Consider the following 22134-nt stretch of genomic DNA (forward strand, 5'->3'; position numbering starts at 1 on the left):
ACCAGCCCGCCAGTGGGCGAGGGCCTCGAGACCCCGTGACCCGGGCTACTGCGGTAGCGACGGTCGGCGTACGGGAGCCGGGGGCTCGCTGCGCTCGCTGCTCAGGGAGCCGGGCTGGGGTGGTCGAGGTGCCCGAGCCCCTGGGCGAGGGCCTCGAGACCCTGTGAGGCGGGTTACCCCGGTGGGGACGGTCGCCGTACGGGTGCCGGGGTCTCGAGGCTCCTCGCTGGCGCTCGTCGCACCTCGACCAGCCCGGGGCGGTCAGACCGGGAGGTGGCGGCCCCACCAGCGCAGGATCTCCTCGAAGCGCTGGCGGCGGTGGCGGGGGCGGCCGGAGCGGGAGAGCTCGTGGCCCTCGCCGGGGAAGAGCAGCAGCTCGGTCCCGACGCCGCGCAGCTTCAGCGCCGCGAACCACCGCTGCCCCTGCTCGACCGGGCAGCGCCAGTCGGCCTCGGAGTGGATCACCAGCGTCGGCGTGACCACCCGGTCGACGTGCGTCATCGGGCTCTGCTCGCGGATCGCCTCGGCGTCGCCGCTGTACTGCCCGGGGAAGAACCAGCCGATGTCGGAGGACCCGACGAAGGAGGTGCCGTCGAGGTAGCCACGCTCGACGACGGCACCGACGAAGCGGTCGGTGCGGGTGGTGAGGGTCGCGGTCATGTAGCCGCCGTAGGAGCCGCCCATGACGCCGACGCGGTCGCGGTCGAGCGGCAGCGACGGCTCGGCCAGCACGCTGTCGAGGAAGGCGAGCACGTCGTCGGCGTCGACGCTGCCGAGCGCGTCCTTGACGGCTCGACCGTGGTCGTAGCCGTAGCCGGCGGAGCCGCGGGGGTTGCACATCGCCACGGCGTAGCCGGCGCCGGCGTAGACCTGCGCCTCGTCGAAGACGGCGACGTCGTACTGGGAGTAGGGACCGCCGTGGATGCAGAGCAGGACCGGGTGCGGGCCGTCGAACCGGTCGGGGTCGGGCAGCACCACCCAGCCGTGCACCTGGCTGTCGGGGCCCGTGTCGACGACGTGCTCGCGCAGCGGTCGGGGCGACAGGCGCGAGGCGACCTCGGTGAGCCAGCGGGGCTCCCCCTCCTCGACGACGGCGAGGTCGGCGCGGCGCAGCGCGGTGGCGGCGGAGACGACCACGCGGCTTCCCGCGACGGCGTGGCCGGCGACGACGACGTCGCCGGAGAGCAGGACCTCGTGGTCGGGGAGCTCGGAGCCCGGGTCGACCGAGATGAGTCGCACGGTGCCGCGGTGCTGGTCGCGCACGACCACGCGCCCGTCGACGACCACGAGGTCCGCGGGGGTGCCCACCTCGAGGTCCTCGTCCCGGTCGGTGACGGCGAGGTACTCCTCGAGGACCCCGTCGCCGAGAGGCTTCGTGCTCACGTGGAGCCGGCTCGGCCGACCGACGAAGTCCAGGGCCTCCTCCCCCAGCTCGGTGCCCACGAAGACGAGACGGCCGTCGGGCAGCCACGTGGCCGGGCCGACGTCGAGCGTGGGAGCGTCGGTGACGGGGCGTACGTCGCCACCGGCGGCCGGCACGACGTGCAGCCCGCCACGCAGGTCGGTCTCGCGGGTGGCGTGGCGCGCGGAGCGGAAGAGCAGCCGCTGCCCGTCGGGGCTCCACGCGGGGTGGAGGTCGTCCTGGTCGCCGTCGGTCAGCTGGCGCGGCACGACCGGCAGCGACGGCAGGTCGTCACCCGGCGCGGCGTCCGAGGGCGGCGCATCGACGACGAAGAGGTGCTGCCGGCGGTCGCGGGTGTAGCCGAGGTCGTCGATGCGGTACTTCAGCTCGCGCACCAGCCGCGCCGGCTCCTCGCCGGGCTTGGGCTCGCGGCCGTCGTCGGCGGCGGTGCCGTAGCGCCCGGGCTCCGGCACCCGGGCGACGTACGCGAGCCGGCTGCCGTCGGGGCTCCACGCCGGCGCGCCCGCGCCGAGGGGGTGGGCGGCCCCATCGGTCAGGCGCAGCGGCTCGCCGCCGTCGAGGGCCACCACGTGCAGCTGCGCCGGGCCGTCCTCGGTGCCGCGCAGGAAGGCGACGCGGCGACCGTCGGGGCTCACGGCCGGCGCGCTGTCGCGCGGACCGTTGGTGAGCCGGCTCGCCGGGGAGCCGTCGGTCGGCACCCGCCAGAGGGCGCCGACGTACGTGTCCGTGGCGAGGTCGGGCCGGGTCACGGTGGTGACGGCGACCGACCCGTCCGGGGTCAGCGAGGGGCGGCCACAGGCCGAGAGCAGGTCGAGGTCGTCAGGGCGCACCCCGCAAACCTAGGCAGGTGACCTGCGCCGGCCCTACTCGGGACTGGTGACGAACTCGCGCGTCTTGGCGATCGCGAACCCCTTCACCTGCGACAGGCTCGGCTTGGGAGGTACGGCGACCTCGTCGGGGTTGGTGAGCACGTCGACCAGCGCGGGCCCGTCGTGCGCCAGCGCCTCCCGCACGGCCTCGTCGACGTCGCCCGGGGCCTCCACTCGTACGCCGTGCATGCCGATCGCCCGCGCCACCGCCGCGAAGTCGGGGTTGTGCAGCACGGTGCCGAACTCCGGCAGCCCCACCTGCTCCATCTCGAGCTTGACCATGCCGAGCCGGCCGTTGTCGAAGACGACGATCTTGACCGGGAGGTCGTGGGAGACGGCCGTGATGAGGTCGCCCAGCAGCATGCTCAGCCCGCCGTCGCCGCACAGCGCCACCACCTGCCGACCGCGGTCGAGGGCGGCGGCGCCGAGCGCCTGCGGCATGGCGTTGGCCATGGAGCCGAGGTTGTAGGAGCCGAGGTGCCGGCGACGCCCGGTCATGCGCACGAAGCGCGAGAGCCACACCACGGCCATCCCCGTGTCGGCGGTGAAGACGGCGTCCTGCGTGGCGTGGCGCTCCAGCGCCGCCGCGACCACCTCCGGGCGCACCCGGGCGTCGGGGTTGTCGACCTTGCGCCGGAGCAGGCCGCGGGCCTTCTTCTCGTACGCCGGGTCGGCGAGGTGCGCCTGCAGCTCGCGCCACCCGTCGTAGATCTTGCGGGCGGCCAACAGGTGCGTCTCGCCCTCGTGCTGCCGCAGCAGCGGCAGCAGTGCCTGCAGCGTCAGCGCGGTGTCGCCCACCAGCGCGTGGTCGACCGGCGTACGCCGCCCCACGTGCGTGCCCCGGTCGTCGAGCTGCACCACGGTCTTGCCGTCGGGGAGGAAGTCGCGGTAGGGGAAGTCGGTGCCCAGCAGCACCAGCGTGTCGCAGGCAACGAAGGCCTCGGCCGTGGCCGGGTTGCCGATCAGCCCGGACTGGCCGACCTCGAAGGGGTTGTCCTCGTCGTAGTCGTCCTTGGCCTTGAGGCTGACCACCATGGGCGCCTTGAGTCGCGCCGCGAGCTCCAGCACCTCCGGGCGGGCGTGCCTGGCCCCCTGGCCCACGAGCAGCGTGACCCGCTCGGCGGCGTCGAGCACCGAGGCGACGGCCTGCACGTCCTGGGCGTACGCCGCCACCGGCGGGGTGGGCCGCACGAAGCGCGGCACCCGGTCCTTCTCGACCTCGAGCGACCCGACGTCGCCGGGCACCGAGAGCACCGCGACGCCACGCTGCGAGAGGGCGGCGTTGACCGCCTCCTCCAGCACGTGGGGCAGCTGCTCGGGGCTGGTCAGCGTGGTGCGGTAGACCGCGACGTCGGCGAAGACGGCGTCGTTGTCGACCTCCTGGAAGAAGTCGGTGCCGAGGTCCTCCCGCGGCACCTGCCCGCAGATCGCCAGCACGGGGGTGTGGCTCTTCTTGGCGTCGTAGAGGCCGTTGAGCAGGTGCAGCGAGCCTGGGCCCACCGTGCCCATGCACACCGCCAGGTCGTCGGTCAGCTGCGACTGCGCGCCGGCTGCGAAGGCACCGACCTCCTCGTGGCGCACCCCAATCCACTCCAGCCGCTCCTCGCGGCGGATGGCGTCGGTGAAGGGGTTGAGGGCGTCGCCCACGACCCCCCACACCGTGCGCACCCCGTGGTCGGCCACGGCGGTCACGATCAGGTCGGCAACGGTGCTCACTGGCATCCTCCGGGGGTACGACGAGGCGGGTGTGACGAGAGGGCGGTGCGGACGGGCCACCCCAGGACTACCCAGAAGCGTGCTCGACCCCACGCAGGAGGGCGCGTCGACGTGAGCGGCGAGCCCACGGATTATGTGGCGGGAGTGTCTCGCTGGTATCTTCGGCGGCTGTGTGTCCGGCTCGATCCGGACCCCCTGACTTCCACAGCGCAGCAGCGCTGATCCCCGTCCCGCAACCGAAAGAGCGAGCCTGCCGTGGCGAACATCAAGTCCCAGATCAAGCGCAACAAGCAGAACCTCGTCGCGCACGAGCGCAACAAGTCGGTCAAGAGCGGCCTGAAGACCGCGATCCGCAAGTTCCGCGAGGCCGCCGAGGCCGGCGACGCCGACAAGGCCAAGGTCCTCGCGGCCGACGCCCGCAAGAAGCTCGACAAGGCTGCCAGCAAGGGCGTCATCCACAAGAACCAGGCGGCCAACCGCAAGTCGTCGATCTCCAAGCAGGCCGCCTCGCTCTGAGCGACACCTGACTCTCCGCACGGCGTCGACCCCATCGGGTCGGCGCCGTTCGCGTCTCCGGAGCCGGGTGCCTCAGCGTCGCGCAGGCACGGCGCTCACGACGACTGCCGGGCGGTGCTCACCGTGATCACGGCCCGCTCCAGCGCGTACGCCGGGTCGCTGGCCTGCCCCTTGATGTCGGCGTCGGCCCGGGCGACCACGCGGATCGCGTGACCCAACGAGGCGGGCTCCCAGCCGCGCGCCTGGCTGCGCAAGGTCTTGATCTTCCACGGCGGCACGCCCACCGCCCGCGCGAGGTCGCCCTCGGACTGGCCGCGCGGCGCCGACATCAGCCGCGCCAGCCCCCGCAGCCCCGCGGCCAGCGCGCTGCTGACCAGGACCGGAGCGGTGCCGCCGTCGAGCGCCCACCGCAGCTCCTCGAGCGCCGGCGTGGTGCGGCCGAAGAGGGCGTGGTCGGCGACGACGAACGACTTGGCCTCCGCGCGCCCCCCGAAGTACTGCTTGACCATCTCGGTGGTCACCGGGCGGCCCTCGAAGTCGCTGGCGAGCTGGTGCGCCGCCGCCGAGAGCGACCGCAGGTCGTGGCCGACGGCCAGGACCAGGAAGTCGGCGGCCTCGGGCTCGATGCGGCTGCCGTGGCCGCGGAGCTCGGCGGTGACGAAGCCCGGCAGCTCGCGCGGCGTCGGCGCGGCCGTCTTGACCTCGACGACGGTGTCGGCCTTGCGCAGCTTGGTCAGCAGGCCGCTGCCCTTCTGCCCGCCGCTGTGCACCAGCACCAGCGCGACGTCGTCGGCGGGCGCCGCGGCGTAGTCGAGCAGGCCGGGCCCGGCGTCGTCGGGCAGGTCCTCGAGCCGCCGCAGAGTGACGCAGCGTGTCGTGGAGAAGAGCGAGGGGGCGGCGAGGTCGCCGAGCGAGGCCATCGTGAGGTCGGAGGCGACCGTCTCGGAGACCTCGGCCTCGGCGTCGGTCTCCCGCACCAGCTCGCGCACCTGCTGCACGGCGCGCTCGGCGAGGAACTCCTCGGGCCCGGTCACGAGCACGATCCGGCCGAGCACCTCGCGCGGCACCGCCCCGCCGGTCTCGGAGCCACGACGCTGCGCCATGGCGGCAGCCTCTCACGGACGACCGACAGAGACTCACCGCAGGACGCAGAAGACGAGCCGGTTGCCGAAGGGGTCGGGCACCTCCAGGTCAGCGCCCCACTCGGCCTCCTCGATGCCGCTGCGCAGCGGGTAGAGCGGGCTCTGCGCGAGGCGCCGCTGCAGTGACGCGACGTCCGCGACCTCGATGCGCACCTTGCTCCCCGGGGTGGCATCGCCGTGGTGCTCGCTGAGGTGGAGCACACACCCCTCGCGCGAGACCTGGCGGTACAGCGGCAGCCCGGGTTCGAAGCGATGCTCCCAGTCGACGTCGAAGCCCAGGAAGTCCAGGTAGAACCGGTCGGCCTCGGGCCCGGGGAAGGTGCGCAGCACGGGGATCGTGACCACGGGAGAGGGCTGCGGCGCGGAGGCGACGAGGGTGTTCCAGTCGCGGTGCCCGAGCTGCTGCGCGACCAGCTCGAGCGCCTGGGCGTGCCGGATCTCCGCACCGGTGGCGGCCAGGGCGCGGCGGAGTCGAGTGGCCATCGCCTTGGCCTCGGACGTAGAAGGGGTCATGACGTCACTCTCACTGCTGACGTGCTGCCGGGAGCTCTCCGTTGTCCGCGACCGCCAGCGAGCAGGCGTCGTGGGTGGTGTCACGCTGCCCGGCTTCACCGTCGCGGCCTCCCGCGGGAGAGGGCAGGTGCCGGACCGACCTCGGGGCGAGGGTAAGGCTCGGGTGGGCGGCAGCACCAGCGCGGCGGAGCCGACCCGGGCGGCGCCGACACCCTCGCCCGAGGAGTCTCAGAGCGCGGCGGTGCCGTGCAGGACGGTCTCCGTGGCGCCGCCGACCCACGTGGTGCCATCGGCGTCGAGCTCGACGTGCACCCGGCCGTCGCGCCCCATCGCGGTGCCCTGGCGTGCGACGTACGACGCCGGGAGGACGCCCTCGCGCTGCAGCCAGACCGCGAAGCCGGCGTTGAGGCTGCCCGTCACCGGGTCCTCCGGCACCGAGAAGCCGGGGCAGAAGGCGCGCACCTCGACGTCCGCCGGGCCGCCGCCCTCGTGGGTGCCGAGCACTCCGAGCTCGAGCCCCTGCATCGCGACGAAGTCGGGCCGCAGGGCGAGGACCGCCTCGGCGTCGGGGAGGTGCACGCCGAGCCACCCCGGGCCGTTGTCGATCCACGCTGCGCGCAGCACCTGCTCGCGCGGCACGCCCAGGGCCGCCACGGCCTGCGCCAGGGTGGCGTCGTCCGGCGGTCCGGAGCGGAGCAGGTCGGGCGCGGCGAAGGCGAGCCGCTCCCCCCGGCGTACGTCGACCAGGCCGACGCCGCACTCCTGGACCACGACGTCGTCCCGCGCCGGACGTCCCCCCGCCTCGAGCCACGCGTGGGCCGTGCCCAGGGTGGGGTGCCCGGCGAAGGGCAGCTCCTCGGCCGGGGTGAAGATCCGCACCCGGTAGTCGGCCGCCGGGTCCGTCGGTGGCAGCAGGAAGGTGGTCTCGGAGAGGTTGGTCCAGCGGGCGAAGCGCTGCAGCTCGTCGTCGGCCAGGCCGGTGGCGTCGTGCACCACCGCGACCGGGTTGCCCCGCAGCGGCTCCGCGCCGAAGACGTCGACCTGCCGGAAGTCGCGCGCGTCCATGCCCCGAGCCTGTCAGCGCCGGCTCGCCAGCTCCACCCCCGCCCCGGACGCGACGACCGCCACGTCGCCGACCTGGTCGGTGCGCGCGACCTCCGCGCCGACGCCCCGCAGCCCCGCCAGCAGCGACGGAGCGGGGTGGCCGTAGTCGTTGCCTGCCCCGACGGAGATCACCGCGAGCTCGGGCGAGGTCGCGCGCAGCAGCCCGGGCTCGTGGTCGGCGCTGCCGTGGTGCGCGACCTTGAGCACGTCGACCGGCAGGTCACCGAGCTCGCGCAGCAGCCGCTGCTGGGCCGGCTGCTCCTGGTCGCCCAGCAGCAGCATCCGCACCCCGCGGCTCTCGGCAAGCAGCACCACGCTCGCGTCGTTGGCCCCCTCGGCCGCGCTCGACACCGACGGCGACACCACCTGCCAGCGCAGCCCGCCCAGCTCCCGCGTCTCGGCGTACGCCGCCTCCCGCACAGGCACACCGGCCGACGCCGCGACCCGGTCGACCAGCTCGGCGCCCGACGCGGGCTCGCGCAGCGCGGTGGTCTCGACGCCCGCGACCTCGCGACCGCGCAGCACCCCCTCGAGCCCCGCCACGTGGTCGGCGTGGAAGTGGGTGAGCAGCACCAGGGGCACCCGCCGCACCCCGAGCCGGTCGAGGCAGCGGTCGATCGCGTCGGGGTCGGGACCGGCGTCGACGACCACGGCCTCCTCGTCTCGGGTGCGCAGCACCAGCCCGTCGCCCTGGCCCACGTCGCAGGCCACCATCACCCACCCCTCCGGGGGCCACCCGGGCGAGAGCCAGCCGGGGGCGCGCGGGGCGGGGGCGACAAGGACGACGACCAGCGCGGTCGCGAGCGTGAGGCTGAGGCGCCGGCGGGCGAGCACCGGCGCCAGCCCGAGGGCGACGACCGCGCTGAGCACCGTGAGCGCCCCGATGCCGACCACGCCGGCCGGCCACGGGACGGCGGCCGTCGGCAGCGCCGCGGCGTGCTCTGCGACCGCGACGATCCACGCCGCGCACCAGCTCCCGGGTCGCGCCACCAGCGCCCCGAGCGGCGACCAGACCAGGGCGACGATGCCGCCGGCGAGGCCGAGCACCGTGGCCGGCCCGACGGCGGGCGCGGCGAGCAGGTTGGCCGCCACCGCGACCAGGCTCACCTGGCCCGACAGGGTCGCGACCACCGGGGTGCAGGCCACCTGGGCGGCCAGCGGCACCGACACCGCCTCGGCGACCCAGCGCGGCAGCCAGCGGCACATCCGGTCGCGCCAGCCGGGCGCGAGCCACAAGATGCCGGCCGTCGCCAGCACCGAGAGCGCGAAGCCCACCGAGAGCGCCCACCAGGGGTCCCACAGCAGCAGCGCCACCACCGCGGCGGCCAGAGCCCTGGTGCCGTGCCGGCGGCCGTGCTGCCCCATCGCCAGCAGGCCCACCGTGCCCATCGCGGCGGCGCGGACGACGCTCGGCTCGGTGCGCGCCAGCAGCACGAAGCCGACCACCCCGAGCAGTCCGACCACCAGCAGCCCCCGGGCCCGGACCCCGGCCCAGCGGGCCAGGATCAGCAGCGCCCCTACCACGAGCGTGAGGTTGGTGCCCGACACGGCCAGCAGGTGCGTGAGTCCCGCGACCTGGAAGTCGTCGACGACCTGCTGCGGCATGCCGCCGTCGTCGCCGGCCACGAGCGCGGGCACCAGGGTGCGCGGCGCCACCGGCCGCTCCGCGACGGCCTCGCGGACGCCGCCCCGCACGGCCTCCGCGCCCCGCCACCAGGCCCCCGCCCGCTCGATCAGCACGGGTGGCCCACGAGGGTGCAGGACCCCGGCGAGGTCGTCGGTGCGCGCGGGGCCGAGCCGGCCCGCCGCGCTGACGGTGCTCCCCAGCGCGACCTTCGACCACTCCTCCCCCGCCAGCACCAGGACCGGCGCCCGGTGCTGGTGCCGCTCGCCGCGACCGGTGACCTCCTCGACCGTGGCGCGCAGCAGGACGACCGGTCCGAAGCGACCGTCGCGCAGGACCGGGTCGGAGCTCGTGACGAGGACGACCTGCACCGCCGCCCGCTCCTGGGCCAGCTCCGCGACCGGGCTGCCGCGCACCGCGTCGAGCCGGAGGAGGGCGACCAGCACCACCCCCACGGCCATCACCCACCAGCCCCACGCCGTGACCCCACCGGGGCGACGGCCCCGCCCCGGCGCGGCGGGTCGGCGCCCCGCCCACACCACGAGCAGCATCCCCAGGGCCAGGCCCGTCAGCGGCACCCAGTGCGGCAGCAGCAGCGTCACCAGCGCCGAGGCCCACGCCACGACGGCCAGCACGGGGAGGCGCAGGTCGAGCCCGCCCTCGGGGAGGTCGAGCGCGGCGCCCCGCGGGCTCACAGCGTCACGTGCGGCGCGATCTCGGCCAGCGTCTTCTCCCCGATGCCGTCGACCTCGAGCAGCTCGTCGACGGCGCTGAAGGCCCCGTGCGCGGTGCGCCAGTCGAGGATCTTCTGCGCGGTCACCGGCCCGACCCCCGGCAGCGTGTCGAGCTGGTCGAGCGTCGCCGCGTTGAGGCTGACCAGGGCCCCCGTGGCCGGCGCCGCCGTGCCGACCGCCGCCGCGGCGGGGCCACTCGCCGCCGGCGCCGCGCCACCGACCTGGACCTGCTCGCCATCGACGAGCACGCGAGCGAGGTTGACCCCGTCGAGGGAGACGCCCCTGCGGGCGCCGCCGGCCTCGCGCACCGCGTCGGCCACCCGGGCGCCGGTGGCGAGCTCGACGACGCCCGGGCGGCGTACGTCGCCGGAGACGTGCACCACCACCGTGCCGCCCGCCGGGCCGGTGGGCGGGGCTGGGCCACCCGTCGAGCCTCCGGTGGGAGACGACGGGGCGGCCGTGGGGCCACCCGGCGTCACGAGCGGTGACGCGGAGGTCGCCGCCGCGGTCTCGGCGGCGGGGACCGCGGGCGTGCTCGGGCCGGACTCCCGGCCCACCGCCACCGCCGCCGCCCCCACGGCCAGGACCGCGAGGACGGCGACCACCACGAAGACCCCCCGGTCGAGCGACACCCGACCGCGCAGCGTGTCGGGGAGCAGGGCCCGCAGCGCGCCCCCGGACCGCGCCGCGGTGCCGGCCTGCCGCGAGGCCGCGTGCCGCCCCGCGGGTGCGACCGGCGACGGCGCCACCAGCGCGGGGCCCGGCTCGCCGGGCGACGCCGGCCCGGTCGGGTCGGGCGCAGCGGCAGCCGGGAGATCGCTCGCACCCCGGTCGAGCCGGGTGACGCCGGACTGGTCGAGCTCGCGGACGAGCAGCTCGAGGCGCCGCCGCGCCGCGGCGGCGACCTCCTCCTGGGGCACCTTGCGCATCCCGCGACGCTAGGAAGCGCCGCCCCGCGGCGGAACCTGCCCGGAGGCATCTGTGGACAACTGGCGGGCCGCCGGTGCCTGTGGACGCGTCAGAGGCGAGGAGCCACGGCGACGCCGACCATGCCGGGCCCCACGTGGGCTCCGAGCACCGCTCCGATCTCGACGATCGCGACGTCGCGCTGGCCGAGCTCGTCGTCGAGCCAGTCGCCGATCATCGCCGCCAGGTCGGCCGCTCGCTGGGGGCTCTCGAGGTGCGCCACCGCGACGTCGACCGGCCGGTGGTCGGCGGCCTCCACCGCCAGCTGCCCGAGGCGCTGCAGCGCCTTCGCCGTGGTGCGCACCTTCTCGCACGGGACCACGGCGCCGTCGTCGAGCCGCAGCAGCGGCTTGACCGCCAGTGCGGAGCCCAGCAGGGCCGCGGTCGCCCCGACCCGGCCGCCGCGACGCAGGTGCTCCAGGGTGTCGACGTAGAAGAGCGAAGTGGTGCCGGCCGCGCACCGCCGGGCCGCGTCGGCGACGGCGTCGGCCTGCTCGCCGGCCGCCGCGGCCTCGGCGGCCGCGAGCACCGCGAAGCCGACGCCCATGCCGACCTGCCGCGTGTCGACCACGGTGACCGGGACCCCGACCTCGGCGGCGGCGAGCACCGCCGAGTCGTAGGTGCCGCTGAGTCCCGCCGAGAGGTGCACCGAGACGACCGCGGTGCAGCCCGCAGCGGCCAGTGCGTCGTACGCCGCCGCGAAGGCCGCGGGACCGGGCTGCGAGGTCGTGACACGACGACGGTCGCGCAGGGCGGCCGCCAGCGCCGAGGAGGTCAGCTCTCCCCCGCCCTCGAGGAAGGTCTCGTCGCCCACGACGACCTCGAGCGGCACCACCACGACGCCGTGCGTGGCGGCCGTCTCATCGGAGAGCGACGCGGTGGAGTCGGTGACGACGCCGACACGACCAGGGGGCATGGCGCTCAGGGTAGGAGATCGCGGCGCGCGGGACTCAGCGAGGCGTGCGGGCCGGTGCCTCGCGCCGGTCGGCGCGCACGCGGCGTACCAGGTCGACGACCGCGAGCACGGCGGCGAGCACCACCAGCCCCACCACCGTGCGGAGCGAGCGCGAGAAGGCCTCGGCGTGGTCGCCGGTGCGGGCGAGCACGTCGAAGAACTGGGCGAGCACGACCGCCACCCCGAGCGCCGACCCCACCCGCTGCGCCGTCTGCAGCAGGCCGCCGCCCGCGCCGGCGCGCTCCGGCGCGACCTCGTCGAGCGAGAGCGTCACGTTGGGCGAGATCACGAAGCCGCCCCCGAGCCCGGCGAGCAGCAGCAGCGGCGCCAGCCACATCCCGACCCGGCCGTCGAGGTGGGGCGCGACCAGGTCGACCGCCAGCAGTGCCAGCGCCACGGTGACCAGGCCGGCGAGCACGAGCACCCGGCCGAGGCGGGTGACCAGACGCCCGCCGGTGAAGGAGGACACCGCCGAGCCGAGCGCGAAGGGCAGCTGCGTCAGCCCCGCCTGCAGCGGGCTGTAGCCGAGGCCCTGCTGGAGGTAGAGCGTCAGCGTGAGGAAGATCGCCGTGAAGCCCGCGAAGTACGCCGAGCCCAGCGCGACGCCGAAGACGTACGACGGCACCCGCGCCAGGTGCAGGTCGACCAGCGTCTCGCGGCCGCGCGCCGCCCACCGCCGCTCCCAGAGCCAGAAGGCCACCAGCAGGGCAGCCGCGACACCGAGCAGCCACCACGGGCGGGCGGAGAGGGGCGCGCCCTGCTCCCCCTCCACCACCGGGAGCAGCACCAGCAGCACCGCCGCGCCGAAGAGCAGCACCCCCACGGGGTCCAGCGACTGGCGCCGTCCCTCGCGGGCCGCAGGCAGCCACCGCAGGGCCAGCACCACCAGCGTCAGCCCGACCGGGAGGTTGACGTAGAAGACCAGCCGCCACCCCAGGTCGGGACCACCGAGCTGCACCAGCAGGCCACCGAGCAGCGGGCCGATGGCGGTGGAGATGCCGATGCTGGCGCCGAAGAGGCCGAAGGCGCGACCTCGCTCGGGGCCACGGAAGAGGTTCTGGATGAAGCCGGAGACCTGGGGGGTGATGAGCCCTCCACCCACGCCCTGCACCACCCGGGCGACGGCGAGGGTGGTCGCGTCCGGGCTGGCCCCGCAGGCGGCGCTCGCGAGCGTGAAGAGCCCCACGCCCCACAGGAAGACCGTGCGCCGCGAGCGCGCGTCCCCGAGCCGCCCGGCCGGCACCAGGGTCATGCCGAAGGCCAGCGTGTAGCCCGCGACGATCCACTGCAGCTGGCTGTCGTCGGCCTCGAGTCCGGTGGCGATGGAGGGCAGCGCGACGTTGACGATGCTGACGTCGAGCAGGCACATGCCGCCGGCCACGAGGCACACGGACAGCGCGCGCCAGCGGTCGTCGTGGGGCCGGTCGGTCGCCTCCGCGCGCTCGGTCGCCTCCGTCACCCGGACGACGTACCCACGCAGCGGCGGGGCGTACGCCGGAGGCGGGCGGGTACCGTCCGAAGGTCCCACCAGCCCACCCAGGAGGACCACGTGCGCATCGTCATCGCCGGAGGCCACGGCCAGATCGCCCGCCAGCTCGGCCGGCTCGTCGCCCAGGACGGCCACGAGGTCGTGGGCCTGATCCGCTCGACCGACCAGGTGCCCGACCTCGAGGCCGACGGCATCGGCTGGCACCTGCTCGACCTGGAGGACACCGACCTCGACGCGATGGTCGAGGCCGTCGAGGGCGCCGACGCCGTCGTCTTCGCCGCCGGTGGCGGTCCCGACGGCAACGCCGCGCGCAAGGAGACCGTCGACAAGGGAGGCGCCGTGCTCCTCGCCGACGCTGCCGTGCGGGCCGGCGTACGCCGCTACGTGATGGTCTCGGCGATGGGCACCGAGGACGCCGACCCCGACTCCGACGACGTCTTCCAGGTCTACCTGCGCGCCAAGCAGGAGGCCGACGACCACGTCCGCTCCCAGGACCTCGACTGGACCGTCGTCCGTCCGGGCCGGCTCACCGACGACGTGCCGACCGGCCGCGTGCAGGTCGGCTCGCTGGAGCCCGGCTCGATCACCCGCGGCGACGTCGCCCACGTGCTCGCCGAGGTGCTGGTGACCGACTCGACCATCGGCAAGACCTTCGACGTCGTCGCCGGCGACGCCCCCGTGCGCCAGGCCATCGGCACCCTCTAGCGAGGGGCTGGACCCGCAGCCTCAGCCCTCGGCGAGCATGCGCACGCCGAGCTCGATCTGCTCCGGGCTGAGCACGTGGGTCACTGCCATGGCGACGGCGCCGCGGACGGCGGCGGAGCGGCCCACGCGGGTGGGGGCGACGAGCAGGTGCTCGGTCGCGAGCGGGAGCGAGCGCTGGTAGACGACCTCGCGGATGCCGGCGAGCAGGTGCTCGCCGGCGGAGGCGAGCCGTCCGCCGATTACCAGCACCGACGGGTTGACCAGGTTGACCAGGGTCGCCAGCACCTCCCCGAGGTCGCGTCCGGCCTGCCGGACCACCTGCACCGCGGTGAGGTCGCCGGCGCGGGCGAGGTCGACGACGTCCTGGGTGTCCTCGGCCGCGACGCCGCTGGCGCGCAGCGTCGCCGCGAGCGCGGGACCGGCGGCCACCGCCTCGAGGCAGGCGACGTTGCCGCAGCGGCAGAGCACCTCCTCGTGGCCGGCGACGCGGACGTGCCCGAGGTCGCCCGCCGTGCCCTGCGCCCCGCGCTGCAGCGCGCCGCCGGAGATGATGCCGGCGCCGATGCCCGTGGCGACCTTGACGAAGACCAGGTCCTCGGTGCTGGGGTAGGCCACCTGCTGCTCGCCGAGCGCCATGATGTTGACGTCGTTGTCGATGAGCACCGGCACGGGGTGGCGTCGCTGCACCAGACCGGGCACGTCGACGCGGTCCCAGCCGGGCATGATCGGCGGGTTCGTCGGCCGGCCGGTCGAGTGCTCCACCGGGCCCGGGAGCCCGATGCCGACCGCCCGGAGCGGCGGCACCGGCAGGGGCAGCTGACGCAGCAGCCGGTCGATCGCGTCGCAGACCCAGCCGAGCACGGCGTCGGGACCCTCGGCGACGTCGAGCGCGGTCTCCTCGGAGACGAGCAGCTCACCGCCGAGGTCGGCCAGCACCAGCGCCACGTGGGTGGCCCCCACGTCGACGCCGGCGACGACGCCGGCGCGTGGGTTCATCGCGAAGAGCGACGGCGGCCGCCCCCCGGTCGAGATGCCTCCCGAGGGTGCGACGAGACCGAGGCGCAGCAGCTCGTCGATGCGGGCCGCGACGGTCGAGCGGGCGAGGCCCGTGGTCTGCGCGAGCTGGGCGCGGGTCCAGGGGCGTCCGTCGCGCAGCAGCTCGAAGACGTCGCTGGCCTGCACGGCGCTCATCCAACCACGCGCCGCCCCTTTTGACACGCGACGCACTGCTTTTGATTGGTGCTCGACAAAAGTACGTGGCGCGTGTCACAGTGCGGCCGTGCCCCTCGAGCAGACGCCCGCCGACCCCGGTGCCCCGGTGCTGCGGGCACGCGGCCTCACGAAGTCGTTCCTCGGCAACACCGTGCTCTCCGACGTCGACCTCGACCTGCACCCCGGCCGGGTGCACGGCCTGGTCGGCGAGAACGGCGCGGGCAAGTCGACGCTGATGAAGATCGTGGCCGGCGTGCACGTCGCCGACGGCGGCACGCTCGAGCTCGACGGCGCCCCGGTCTCCTTCAGCCACCCGCTGCAGGCGCAGGCCGCCGGCGTCGCCACCGTCTTTCAGGAGTTCAACCTGCTGCCCGACCGGACCGTGGCGGAGAACGTCTACCTCGGTCGCGAGCCACGGCGCGGACTCCTCGTCGACACCGGCCGCATGCGCCGCGACACCCAGGAGCTGCTCGACGGGCTCGGCGTCAGCGGCCTCGACGCCGACGCGCAGGTCCGCACGCTCTCGGTCGCCGAGCAGCAGGTCGTCGAGATCGTCAAGGCGGTCAGCCACGACGCCCGGATCATCTCCATGGACGAGCCGACCGCGGCGCTCGCCGACCACGAGGTGGCGCTGCTCTACGGCATCATCCGCCGGCTCACCGACCGCGGCGTCGCCATCCTCTACGTCTCCCACCGCCTCAAGGAGATCTTCGACCTCTGCGACACCATCACCGTCCTCAAGGACGGCGAGCTCGTCGACAGCCGGCCGGCCACCGAGCTCGACGAGGCCACCCTGGTGCGGCTGATGGTGGGGCGCACGATGTCGTCCTTCTTCCCCGACCCCGTGCCCGGCACCACCACCGGCGAGGTGCGGCTGCGCCTGAAGGGCAGCGGCAACGGCTACGTCGACGACGTGCACCTCGAGCTGCGCGCCGGCGAGATCGTCGGCCTCGCCGGGCTCCAGGGCTCCGGCCGCACCGAGCTGCTCGAGGGCGTCTTCGGCGTCCGCCCCCTCACCCGCGGCACGATGCAGCTCGACGGCGAGACGGTGACGCTGCGCACCGCACGCGCCGCCTGCCGCCGCGGTCTCGCCTTCGTGACCGAGGACCGCAAGGCCACCGGCCTGACGCTCAACCAGAGCATCACCGATAACGCCCTCAGCGTGGTCCGCGCCACCTTCCCCCGGCGTACGCCGTCGGCCCGCCGCGCGCTGCCCGGCCTGCTCTCCTCGCTGGAGGTCGCGGCGCGCAGCGGTGACCAGGAGGTGCAGTTCCTCTCCGGGGGCAACCAGCAGAAGGTCGTCCTCGCCCGCTGGCTCGGCACCGAGCCCCGCGTCGTGCTCCTCGACGAGCCCACCCGCGGCATCGACGTGGGCGCCAAGAGCGGCATCTACCAGCTGATGCGCGAGCTCGCCGCGGCCGGCATCGCCATCCTCATGGTCTCCAGCGAGCTGCCGGAGGTGATCGGCATGTCCGACCGCATCGTGGTGATGCGCGACGGTCGCGTGGCCGGCGAGCTCCCCGCCGGGAGCGACGAGGTCAGCGTCCTCGGGCTCGCCACCGGCGCCAGCGCTGAGGGAGCGGCATGAGCGACCTCGCCGCCCCCCCGACCCCGCCGGCTCCCCCGGCCGCCCTGCGCACCCGTCGCGGGCCGCTCGCCCTCTTCCGCCGTGCCGACTCCGTCCAGCTGGTGTACGCCGCCCTGGTCGCCGTGGTGCTCGTCAGCGTGGTGCTCTCCGCCCTCGACGGGCAGAACTTCTTCCGCACCGGCAACATCGTCGGCGTCCTCACCCTGACCAGCACGCTCGGCTTCGTCGCCATCGGCCAGACCTTCGTCATCCTCGCGGGCAGCCTCGACCTCTCGGTGCCCTACGTGATCAGCCTCTCCAGCCTCGTCGGCGGCGTCGTGATGGCCGGGCAGACGGGCATGATCGTGCCCGGGGTGCTCGCCGCCCTCGGCGTGTGCGCCCTGGTCGGGCTGGCCAACGGCCTGATCGTCACGGGCCTGCGGGTGCACGGCTTCATCGCCACCCTCGGCATCGGCTTGATCATCTCGGGCTACCTCGCCTCCAACTACCAGGGCAACGCCGGCAAGGCCCCCTACGAGTTCCAGCTCTGGGGGATCCTGCTGCTCGGCCCCGTGCCGGTCTCGACGCTGGTGATGCTCACCTGTGCCGCGCTCGGCGTGCTGATGCTGCGCCGCACCCGGCTCGGCCACCAGCTGTACGCCGTCGGCGGCGGCCGCGAGATCGCCCGGATGTCCGGCGTCCGCACCGCGGTGCCCGTGGTGGCCGCGCACGTCCTCTGCTCGGTGATGGCCGGCGTCGCCGGGCTGCTGCTGCTCTCCCGCACCAGCGTGGGCAGCCCCACGATCGGCAGCCAGGGCGGCTACGACCTGATGTCGATCGCGGCCGTGGTGCTCGGCGGCACCCTGCTCGCCGGTGGCCGCGGCTCGATCGTCGGCACCATCGGGGGCGTCGCGATCTTCGCCGTGCTCGACAACCTGATGAGCGTCCTCGGGCTCAACGCCTTCCTGCAGGACGTCGTGCGCGGCCTGGTCATCGTCGTGGCCGTCGCCGTCTACGCCCGGCGCGCCATCCCCCGGCGCCCCGCCCGCTTCGCCACCCAGGAGGCGTCGTGACGATGCTCGACCAGACCGGGCGGCAGACGCCGTCGCGCCGGCCGCTCCCGGCCCACGAGGGCTCCGCGGCCCAGCGCTTCCTCACCGGCCTCGCGACCCCCGGCGGCGCGGTCTTCGTGCTCGTGCTCGTGCTGCTCCTGGCGGTGGTCGCCTCCAACCCCACCTTCGGGGAGCCCGACCGGCTGGTCCGCTTCCTGGCCCGCAGCACCCCGATCGCCCTGATCGCCATCGGGCAGTACTTCGTCATCGTCTCCGGCGAGTTCGACCTCTCGATGGGCTCGGTGATCGCCGCCCAGGTGGTCATGGCCGGCAACCTGATCGGCCAGGACGACAGCCGGATCCTGCCGGTGATGGCGCTGATGGTCGTGATCGGTGCCCTCGTCGGGATCGTCAACGGCCTCGCCACGACCCTGCTCGGCGTCCCCAGCTTCATCGTCACCCTCGGCACGATGCTGGCGCTGTCGGGCCTGGTCTTCTACCTCACCGGCGGCGCCGCCACCGGCAACCCCACCGACACCTTCCGCGAGATCGGCCGCGGCGGTCTCGAGGGGGTGCCCGGCATCGAGCTGCTGCCCTACCCGCTGCTGATCCTCGTCGCCGTCTCGGTCGCGGCGTGGTGGCTGATGCGCCGTCCGTACGGCGTCACCCTCGTCGCCACGGGCGACAACCCGAGCGCCGCGGAGGTCAGCGGCGCCCGGGTGTGGTGGGTCAAGACCCGCGCCTTCGTGCTCTCCTCGCTCTCGGCGACGCTGGCCGGCATCATCCTGGTCGGCCAGGCCGGCGTGCACCCCTCCGTCGGCCGCGGCTACGAGTTCATCGCCATCACCGCGGTCGTCCTCGGCGGCGTCGTGCTCGGCGGCGGGCGCGGCTGGGTGCTCAGCGCCGCCGCCGGCGCCATCGCCCTCGACCTGCTCTTCACGCTGCTCAACTTCCGCGACATCCCCGCCACGTGGCGCGACACCGTGCAGGGCGTGATCATCATCCTCGCCGTGGCGCTCGCCGGCCGGGCCTGGCGAGGCGGCCTCCGCCTGCCCACCGGCCGTCGACGTACGCCCACGCCCTCCCGCGCGCCCGACGCCGACGACCCCACACCCGCTGCTCACCCCACCCACCGCCCGCCCGGGCACCACCAAGGAGAGATGCGCCCATGAGTCGACTCGCACGACAGTCCCGACCGCTGCGGCGGCGCGCCGTCCGGTCCGCCGCCGCGGCCGCCGCAGCCGCGCTGGTGCTCAGCGCCTGCGGCTCCACCGACCAGTCCGCCCAGACCGAGGACGACTCCTCCGACGCCGGGTCGAGCGCCGAGCAGGGCTCCGACACCGAGTCCGGCAAGGACTCCCAGTGGTTCGACCAGGCCGTCTTCGACACCCAGGACGAGCAGCGTGGCGCCACCTTCGAGGGTGACCCGGAGCAGCCGTGGCTGCAGTACATCGACGGCGAGATGACCGACACCCAGCAGTACGCCGCCGACGGCGCCCAGAAGGCCTGCTTCGCCAACGCCTCGATCTCCAACCCCTGGCGCCAGACGGGCTGGATCACGATGAACCAGCAGCTCGAGGTCCTCGTCGACGAGGGCGTGATCTCCGAGATGGAGACCCGTGACGCCGAGGACGACGACAACAAGCAGATCGCCGACATCGACTACTTCATCGAGGAGGGTGGCTGCGACGTCTTCATCATCTCGCCCAACTCCACCGCCGCGATGACCCCGGCCGTCGAGCGCGCCTGCGAGACCGGCAAGCCGGTCATCGTCTTCGACCGTGGCGTCGAGACCGACTGCTACACCACCTTCATCCACCCGATCGGCGGCTACGCCTGGGGCATCGACACCGCCAACTTCCTCGCCGAGAACCTCGAGGAGGGCGACAAGGTCGTGGCGCTGCGCATCCTGCCCGGCGTCGACGTGCTGGAGAACCGCTGGGCCGCGGCCGACCAGATCTTCAGCGAGGAGGGCATCGAGGCGGTCGACTACTTCACCGGTGCCGACCCCGCCGAGATCAAGAAGATCATCAGCGACGAGCTCGCCAAGGGCGACGTGGCCGGGGTGTGGATGGACGCCGGCGACGGTGCCGTCGCGGCCATCGAGGCCTTCGAGGACGCCGGCGCCGACCTCCCGGTCATGACCGGCGAGGACGAGATGAGCTTCCTGCGCAAGTGGGAGGAGACCGGCCTGACCGGCCTCGCCCCCGTCTACTCCAACTTCCAGTGGCGCACGCCGCTGCTCGCCGCCCAGAAGGTCTTCGCCGGCGAGGAGGTCCCGACGGAGTGGGTGCTCCCGCAGACCCCGATCACCGAGGCCGAGCGTGCCGACTACCTCGCGGACAACGAGGGCATGCCCGACGGCCACTACGCCAAGTTCGGCGGCGAGGACCTGCCGGGCTACCCGGAGGTGTGGGAGGAGCGTCAGATCCCCTGATCCGACGCGCACGACCGCGGGGACGTCGTGGCCCGCCACGGCCACGACGTCCCCCGGCCCCCGACCCTGCTCCGAGGAAGGCACCGCGATGCGACGACCGATCGGCGTGAACACCTGGGTGTGGACCTCGCCGCTCACCGACGCGACCGCACCCGACCTGCTGCGCCACGTCGCGGCGACGGGCTTCGACGCCGTCGAGCTGCCGCTGGAGAGCCCCGGCGACCTCGACCCGGCCGTGCTGCGGCCGGTGCTCGAGGAGACCGGCCTGATCCCCTGCCTCGTCGGGGCGATGGCGCCGGGCAGGGACCTCGTGTCCGTGGAGGGCCACGAGGTGAGGTCGACGCAGGACTATCTCCGGGCCTGCGTCGACCTCGCCCACGCCGTCGGGGCCGCCGCCGTCTGCGGACCCTTCTACGCCGCCACCGGCCGGGTGTGGCGGATGACGCCGGCCGAGCGGGAGGCGGCGTACGCCGAGCTGCGCGAGCACCTGCTGCCCGTCCTCGAGCACGCCGCCCAGGCGGGCGTGGCGATCGGCATCGAGCCGCTCAACCGCTACGAGACCTCGCTGCTCAACACCGTCGACCAGGCGCTCGAGGCGCTCGGCCCGCTGCTCGGCACCCACCCCGTCGGGCTCGCGCTCGACACCTACCACCTCGGCATCGAGGAGCGCTCCAGCAGCGACGCCGTACGCCGCGCGGCCGGGCACGTCGTGCACGTGCAGGTCTGCGGCAACGACCGCGGCGCCCCCGGCGGCGACCAGACCGACTGGCCCGCGCTGCTCGCGGCGCTCGACGACGCGGCGTACGACGGTCCGCTGGTCATCGAGAGCTTCACCGCCGACAACGCCTCGATCGCGACGGCCGCCTCCATCTGGCGCCCGCTCGCCCCCACCCAGGACGACCTGGCCCGTGACGGGCTGGCCTTCCTGCGAACCCTCACCGGAGGTCCCGCATGAGCACCCGTCCCCTGGGAGTCGCCGTGATCGGCCACTCCTTCATGGGCAAGGCCCACTCCCACGCCTGGCGCAGCGTCGGGGCCTTCTTCCCCGACGTGCCCGCCGTGCGGCAGGCGGTCCTCGTCGGCCGCGACGCCGCCCGCGTGGCCGCGGCCGCGACGGCGTACGGCTGGGAGTCGAGCGCCACCGACTGGCGCGAGGTGCTGACCCGCGACGACGTCGACCTCGTCGACGTCTGCCTGCCCGGGCACCTCCACGCCGAGGTCGCCGAGGCCGCGCTCGCGGCCGGCAAGCACGTGCTGTGCGAGAAGCCGCTGGCCAACGACCTCGCGGAGGCCGAGTCGATGGTGCGCTCGGCCCGGCTCGCCCGCAGCGCCGGCGTCCGCTCGACCGTGGGCTTCAACTACCGCCGGGTGCCCGCCCTCGCGCTCGCCCGCGAGCTGGTCGCCTCGGGGCAGATCGGCGCCGTGCGCGAGGTGCGGCTGGCCTACCTGCAGGACTGGCTCACCGACGCCGCGGCCCCGATGACCTGGCGGCTCCGCAGGGAGACCGCCGGCTCGGGCGCGCTGGGCGACCTGGCCTCGCACGCGGTCGACCAGCTGCGCTTCCTCACCGGCCACGAGGTCACCTCGGTGAGCGCCACGACCCGCACCTTCGTCGCGCAGCGGCCCGGCCCCGACGGCCCGGAGCCGGTCACCGTCGACGACGCCGCCTGGGCGACGCTGGAGACCGACGGCGGGGCAGTGAGCTCGCTGGAGGTCTCGCGGGTGGCCGCCGGCCGCCGCAACTCCCTCACCATCGAGGTCTACGGCGAGCACGGCTCCCTGGGCTTCGACCTGGAGCGGCTCAACGAGCTCCGGGTGCACGACCGCGACACCCACGGCGGCACCGCCACCGTGCTCGTCACCGACCCCGGCCACCCGTACGTCGACGCGTGGTGGCCGCCGGGCCACGTGCTGGGCTGGGAGCACACGTTCGTGCACCAGGCAGCCGACCTGCTGCGCGCCATCGGCGACGGCACCGACCCCACGCCGTCCTTCGAGGACGGGCTCGAGGTGCAGCGCGTGCTCAGCGCCGTCGAGCAGAGCGCCGCCGACGGACGCCGCGTCGTCCTCTCCCCCGCCGCGGCCGCGGCGGTCTGACCCCAGGAGGAGC

The 22134-nt window shown here is 74.7% G+C and carries 18 protein-coding genes; 8 read left to right on the top strand and 10 right to left on the bottom strand.

Annotated elements, in window-relative coordinates; translation table 11 throughout:
• Positions 1-261: 261 nt before the first annotated feature.
• Positions 262-2253: a S9 family peptidase gene (locus IG63_RS0118415; RefSeq protein ID WP_030485814.1), complete on the bottom strand. Its 1992-nt coding sequence runs from the start codon at positions 2251-2253 to the stop codon at positions 262-264.
• 33 nt (positions 2254-2286) lie between these two features.
• On the bottom strand, positions 2287-4008 hold the full coding sequence (locus IG63_RS0118420) for a thiamine pyrophosphate-dependent enzyme (protein WP_211249390.1): 1722 nt from the start codon (positions 4006-4008) through the stop codon (positions 2287-2289).
• A 255-nt stretch (positions 4009-4263) separates the two neighbouring features.
• On the opposite strand from IG63_RS0118420, the gene rpsT reads away from it, so the two are divergent.
• Positions 4264-4524 (top strand): 30S ribosomal protein S20, encoded by a 261-nt coding sequence (rpsT, locus tag IG63_RS0118425; RefSeq protein WP_030485816.1) that lies wholly within the window; start codon positions 4264-4266, stop codon positions 4522-4524.
• Between the two features lie 95 nt (positions 4525-4619).
• Here the strand turns inward: rpsT and holA are convergent, their stop codons facing one another.
• The 7 genes from holA to IG63_RS0118460 all read right to left on the bottom strand — a co-directional run bounded on the left by holA (position 4620) and on the right by IG63_RS0118460 (position 13111).
• Positions 4620-5627 carry a DNA polymerase III subunit delta gene (gene holA, locus IG63_RS0118430; protein ID WP_030485817.1) on the bottom strand — a complete coding sequence of 336 codons (1008 nt, stop codon included), beginning with the start codon at positions 5625-5627 and terminating at the stop codon, positions 4620-4622.
• A 33-nt stretch (positions 5628-5660) separates the two neighbouring features.
• On the bottom strand, positions 5661-6179 hold the full coding sequence (locus IG63_RS0118435) for a glyoxalase superfamily protein (protein ID WP_030485818.1): 519 nt from the start codon (positions 6177-6179) through the stop codon (positions 5661-5663).
• Positions 6180-6407: 228 nt separating this feature from the next.
• Complete coding sequence (locus tag IG63_RS0118440) at positions 6408-7244, bottom strand: PhzF family phenazine biosynthesis protein (RefSeq protein ID WP_030485819.1); 837 nt, start codon at positions 7242-7244, stop codon at positions 6408-6410.
• A gap of 12 nt (positions 7245-7256) precedes the next feature.
• Positions 7257-9602, bottom strand: coding sequence for a ComEC/Rec2 family competence protein (locus IG63_RS0118445; protein WP_051707183.1), 2346 nt, complete (start codon positions 9600-9602; stop codon positions 7257-7259).
• Positions 9599-10570: a helix-hairpin-helix domain-containing protein gene (locus IG63_RS0118450; RefSeq protein ID WP_051707185.1), complete on the bottom strand. Its 972-nt coding sequence runs from the start codon at positions 10568-10570 to the stop codon at positions 9599-9601. The genes IG63_RS0118445 and IG63_RS0118450 overlap by 4 nt, the downstream gene beginning before the upstream one ends.
• Before the next feature lie 89 nt (positions 10571-10659).
• On the bottom strand, positions 10660-11523 hold the full coding sequence (locus IG63_RS0118455) for a DegV family protein (RefSeq protein ID WP_030485822.1): 864 nt from the start codon (positions 11521-11523) through the stop codon (positions 10660-10662).
• Between the two features lie 34 nt (positions 11524-11557).
• Entirely contained in the window at positions 11558-13111 is a 1554-nt protein-coding gene (locus IG63_RS0118460; protein ID WP_211249391.1) for an MFS transporter, read from the bottom strand.
• Here IG63_RS0118460 and IG63_RS0118465 point away from each other — a divergent pair, their 5' ends adjacent.
• Positions 13112-13756 (top strand): SDR family oxidoreductase, encoded by a 645-nt coding sequence (locus IG63_RS0118465; protein WP_030485824.1) that lies wholly within the window; start codon positions 13112-13114, stop codon positions 13754-13756.
• Positions 13757-13777: 21 nt separating this feature from the next.
• Here the strand turns inward: IG63_RS0118465 and IG63_RS0118470 are convergent, their stop codons facing one another.
• The gene (locus tag IG63_RS0118470; RefSeq protein WP_030485825.1) at positions 13778-14947 is read right to left on the bottom strand and encodes an ROK family transcriptional regulator; all 1170 of its coding nucleotides are present in this window, start codon (positions 14945-14947) and stop codon (positions 13778-13780) included.
• 88 nt (positions 14948-15035) lie between these two features.
• Here IG63_RS0118470 and IG63_RS0118475 point away from each other — a divergent pair, with 88 nt between their 5' ends.
• The 6 genes from IG63_RS0118475 (at position 15036) to IG63_RS0118500 (ending at position 22121) form a co-directional block, all read left to right on the top strand.
• Positions 15036-16556 (top strand): sugar ABC transporter ATP-binding protein, encoded by a 1521-nt coding sequence (locus IG63_RS0118475; protein ID WP_051707189.1) that lies wholly within the window; start codon positions 15036-15038, stop codon positions 16554-16556.
• Positions 16553-17608 (top strand): ABC transporter permease, encoded by a 1056-nt coding sequence (locus tag IG63_RS0118480; protein WP_084597319.1) that lies wholly within the window; start codon positions 16553-16555, stop codon positions 17606-17608. Before IG63_RS0118475 ends, IG63_RS0118480 begins: the two co-directional genes overlap by 4 nt.
• 2 nt (positions 17609-17610) lie before the next feature.
• Positions 17611-18759 (top strand): ABC transporter permease, encoded by a 1149-nt coding sequence (locus tag IG63_RS0118485; RefSeq protein ID WP_084597325.1) that lies wholly within the window; start codon positions 17611-17613, stop codon positions 18757-18759.
• On the top strand, positions 18756-20024 hold the full coding sequence (locus tag IG63_RS0118490; protein WP_084597320.1) for a substrate-binding domain-containing protein: 1269 nt from the start codon (positions 18756-18758) through the stop codon (positions 20022-20024). The genes IG63_RS0118485 and IG63_RS0118490 overlap by 4 nt, the downstream gene beginning before the upstream one ends.
• Before the next feature lie 88 nt (positions 20025-20112).
• Positions 20113-20979, top strand: coding sequence for a sugar phosphate isomerase/epimerase family protein (locus IG63_RS0118495; protein WP_030485830.1), 867 nt, complete (start codon positions 20113-20115; stop codon positions 20977-20979).
• Positions 20976-22121, top strand: a complete 1146-nt coding sequence (locus IG63_RS0118500) for a Gfo/Idh/MocA family protein (protein WP_036196228.1) — start codon at positions 20976-20978, stop codon at positions 22119-22121. Before IG63_RS0118495 ends, IG63_RS0118500 begins: the two co-directional genes overlap by 4 nt.
• Positions 22122-22134 lie beyond the last annotated feature (13 nt).

Source organism: Nocardioides aequoreus, assembly GCF_000720335.1.
Taxonomy (GTDB): domain Bacteria; phylum Actinomycetota; class Actinomycetes; order Propionibacteriales; family Nocardioidaceae; genus Marmoricola; species Marmoricola aequoreus.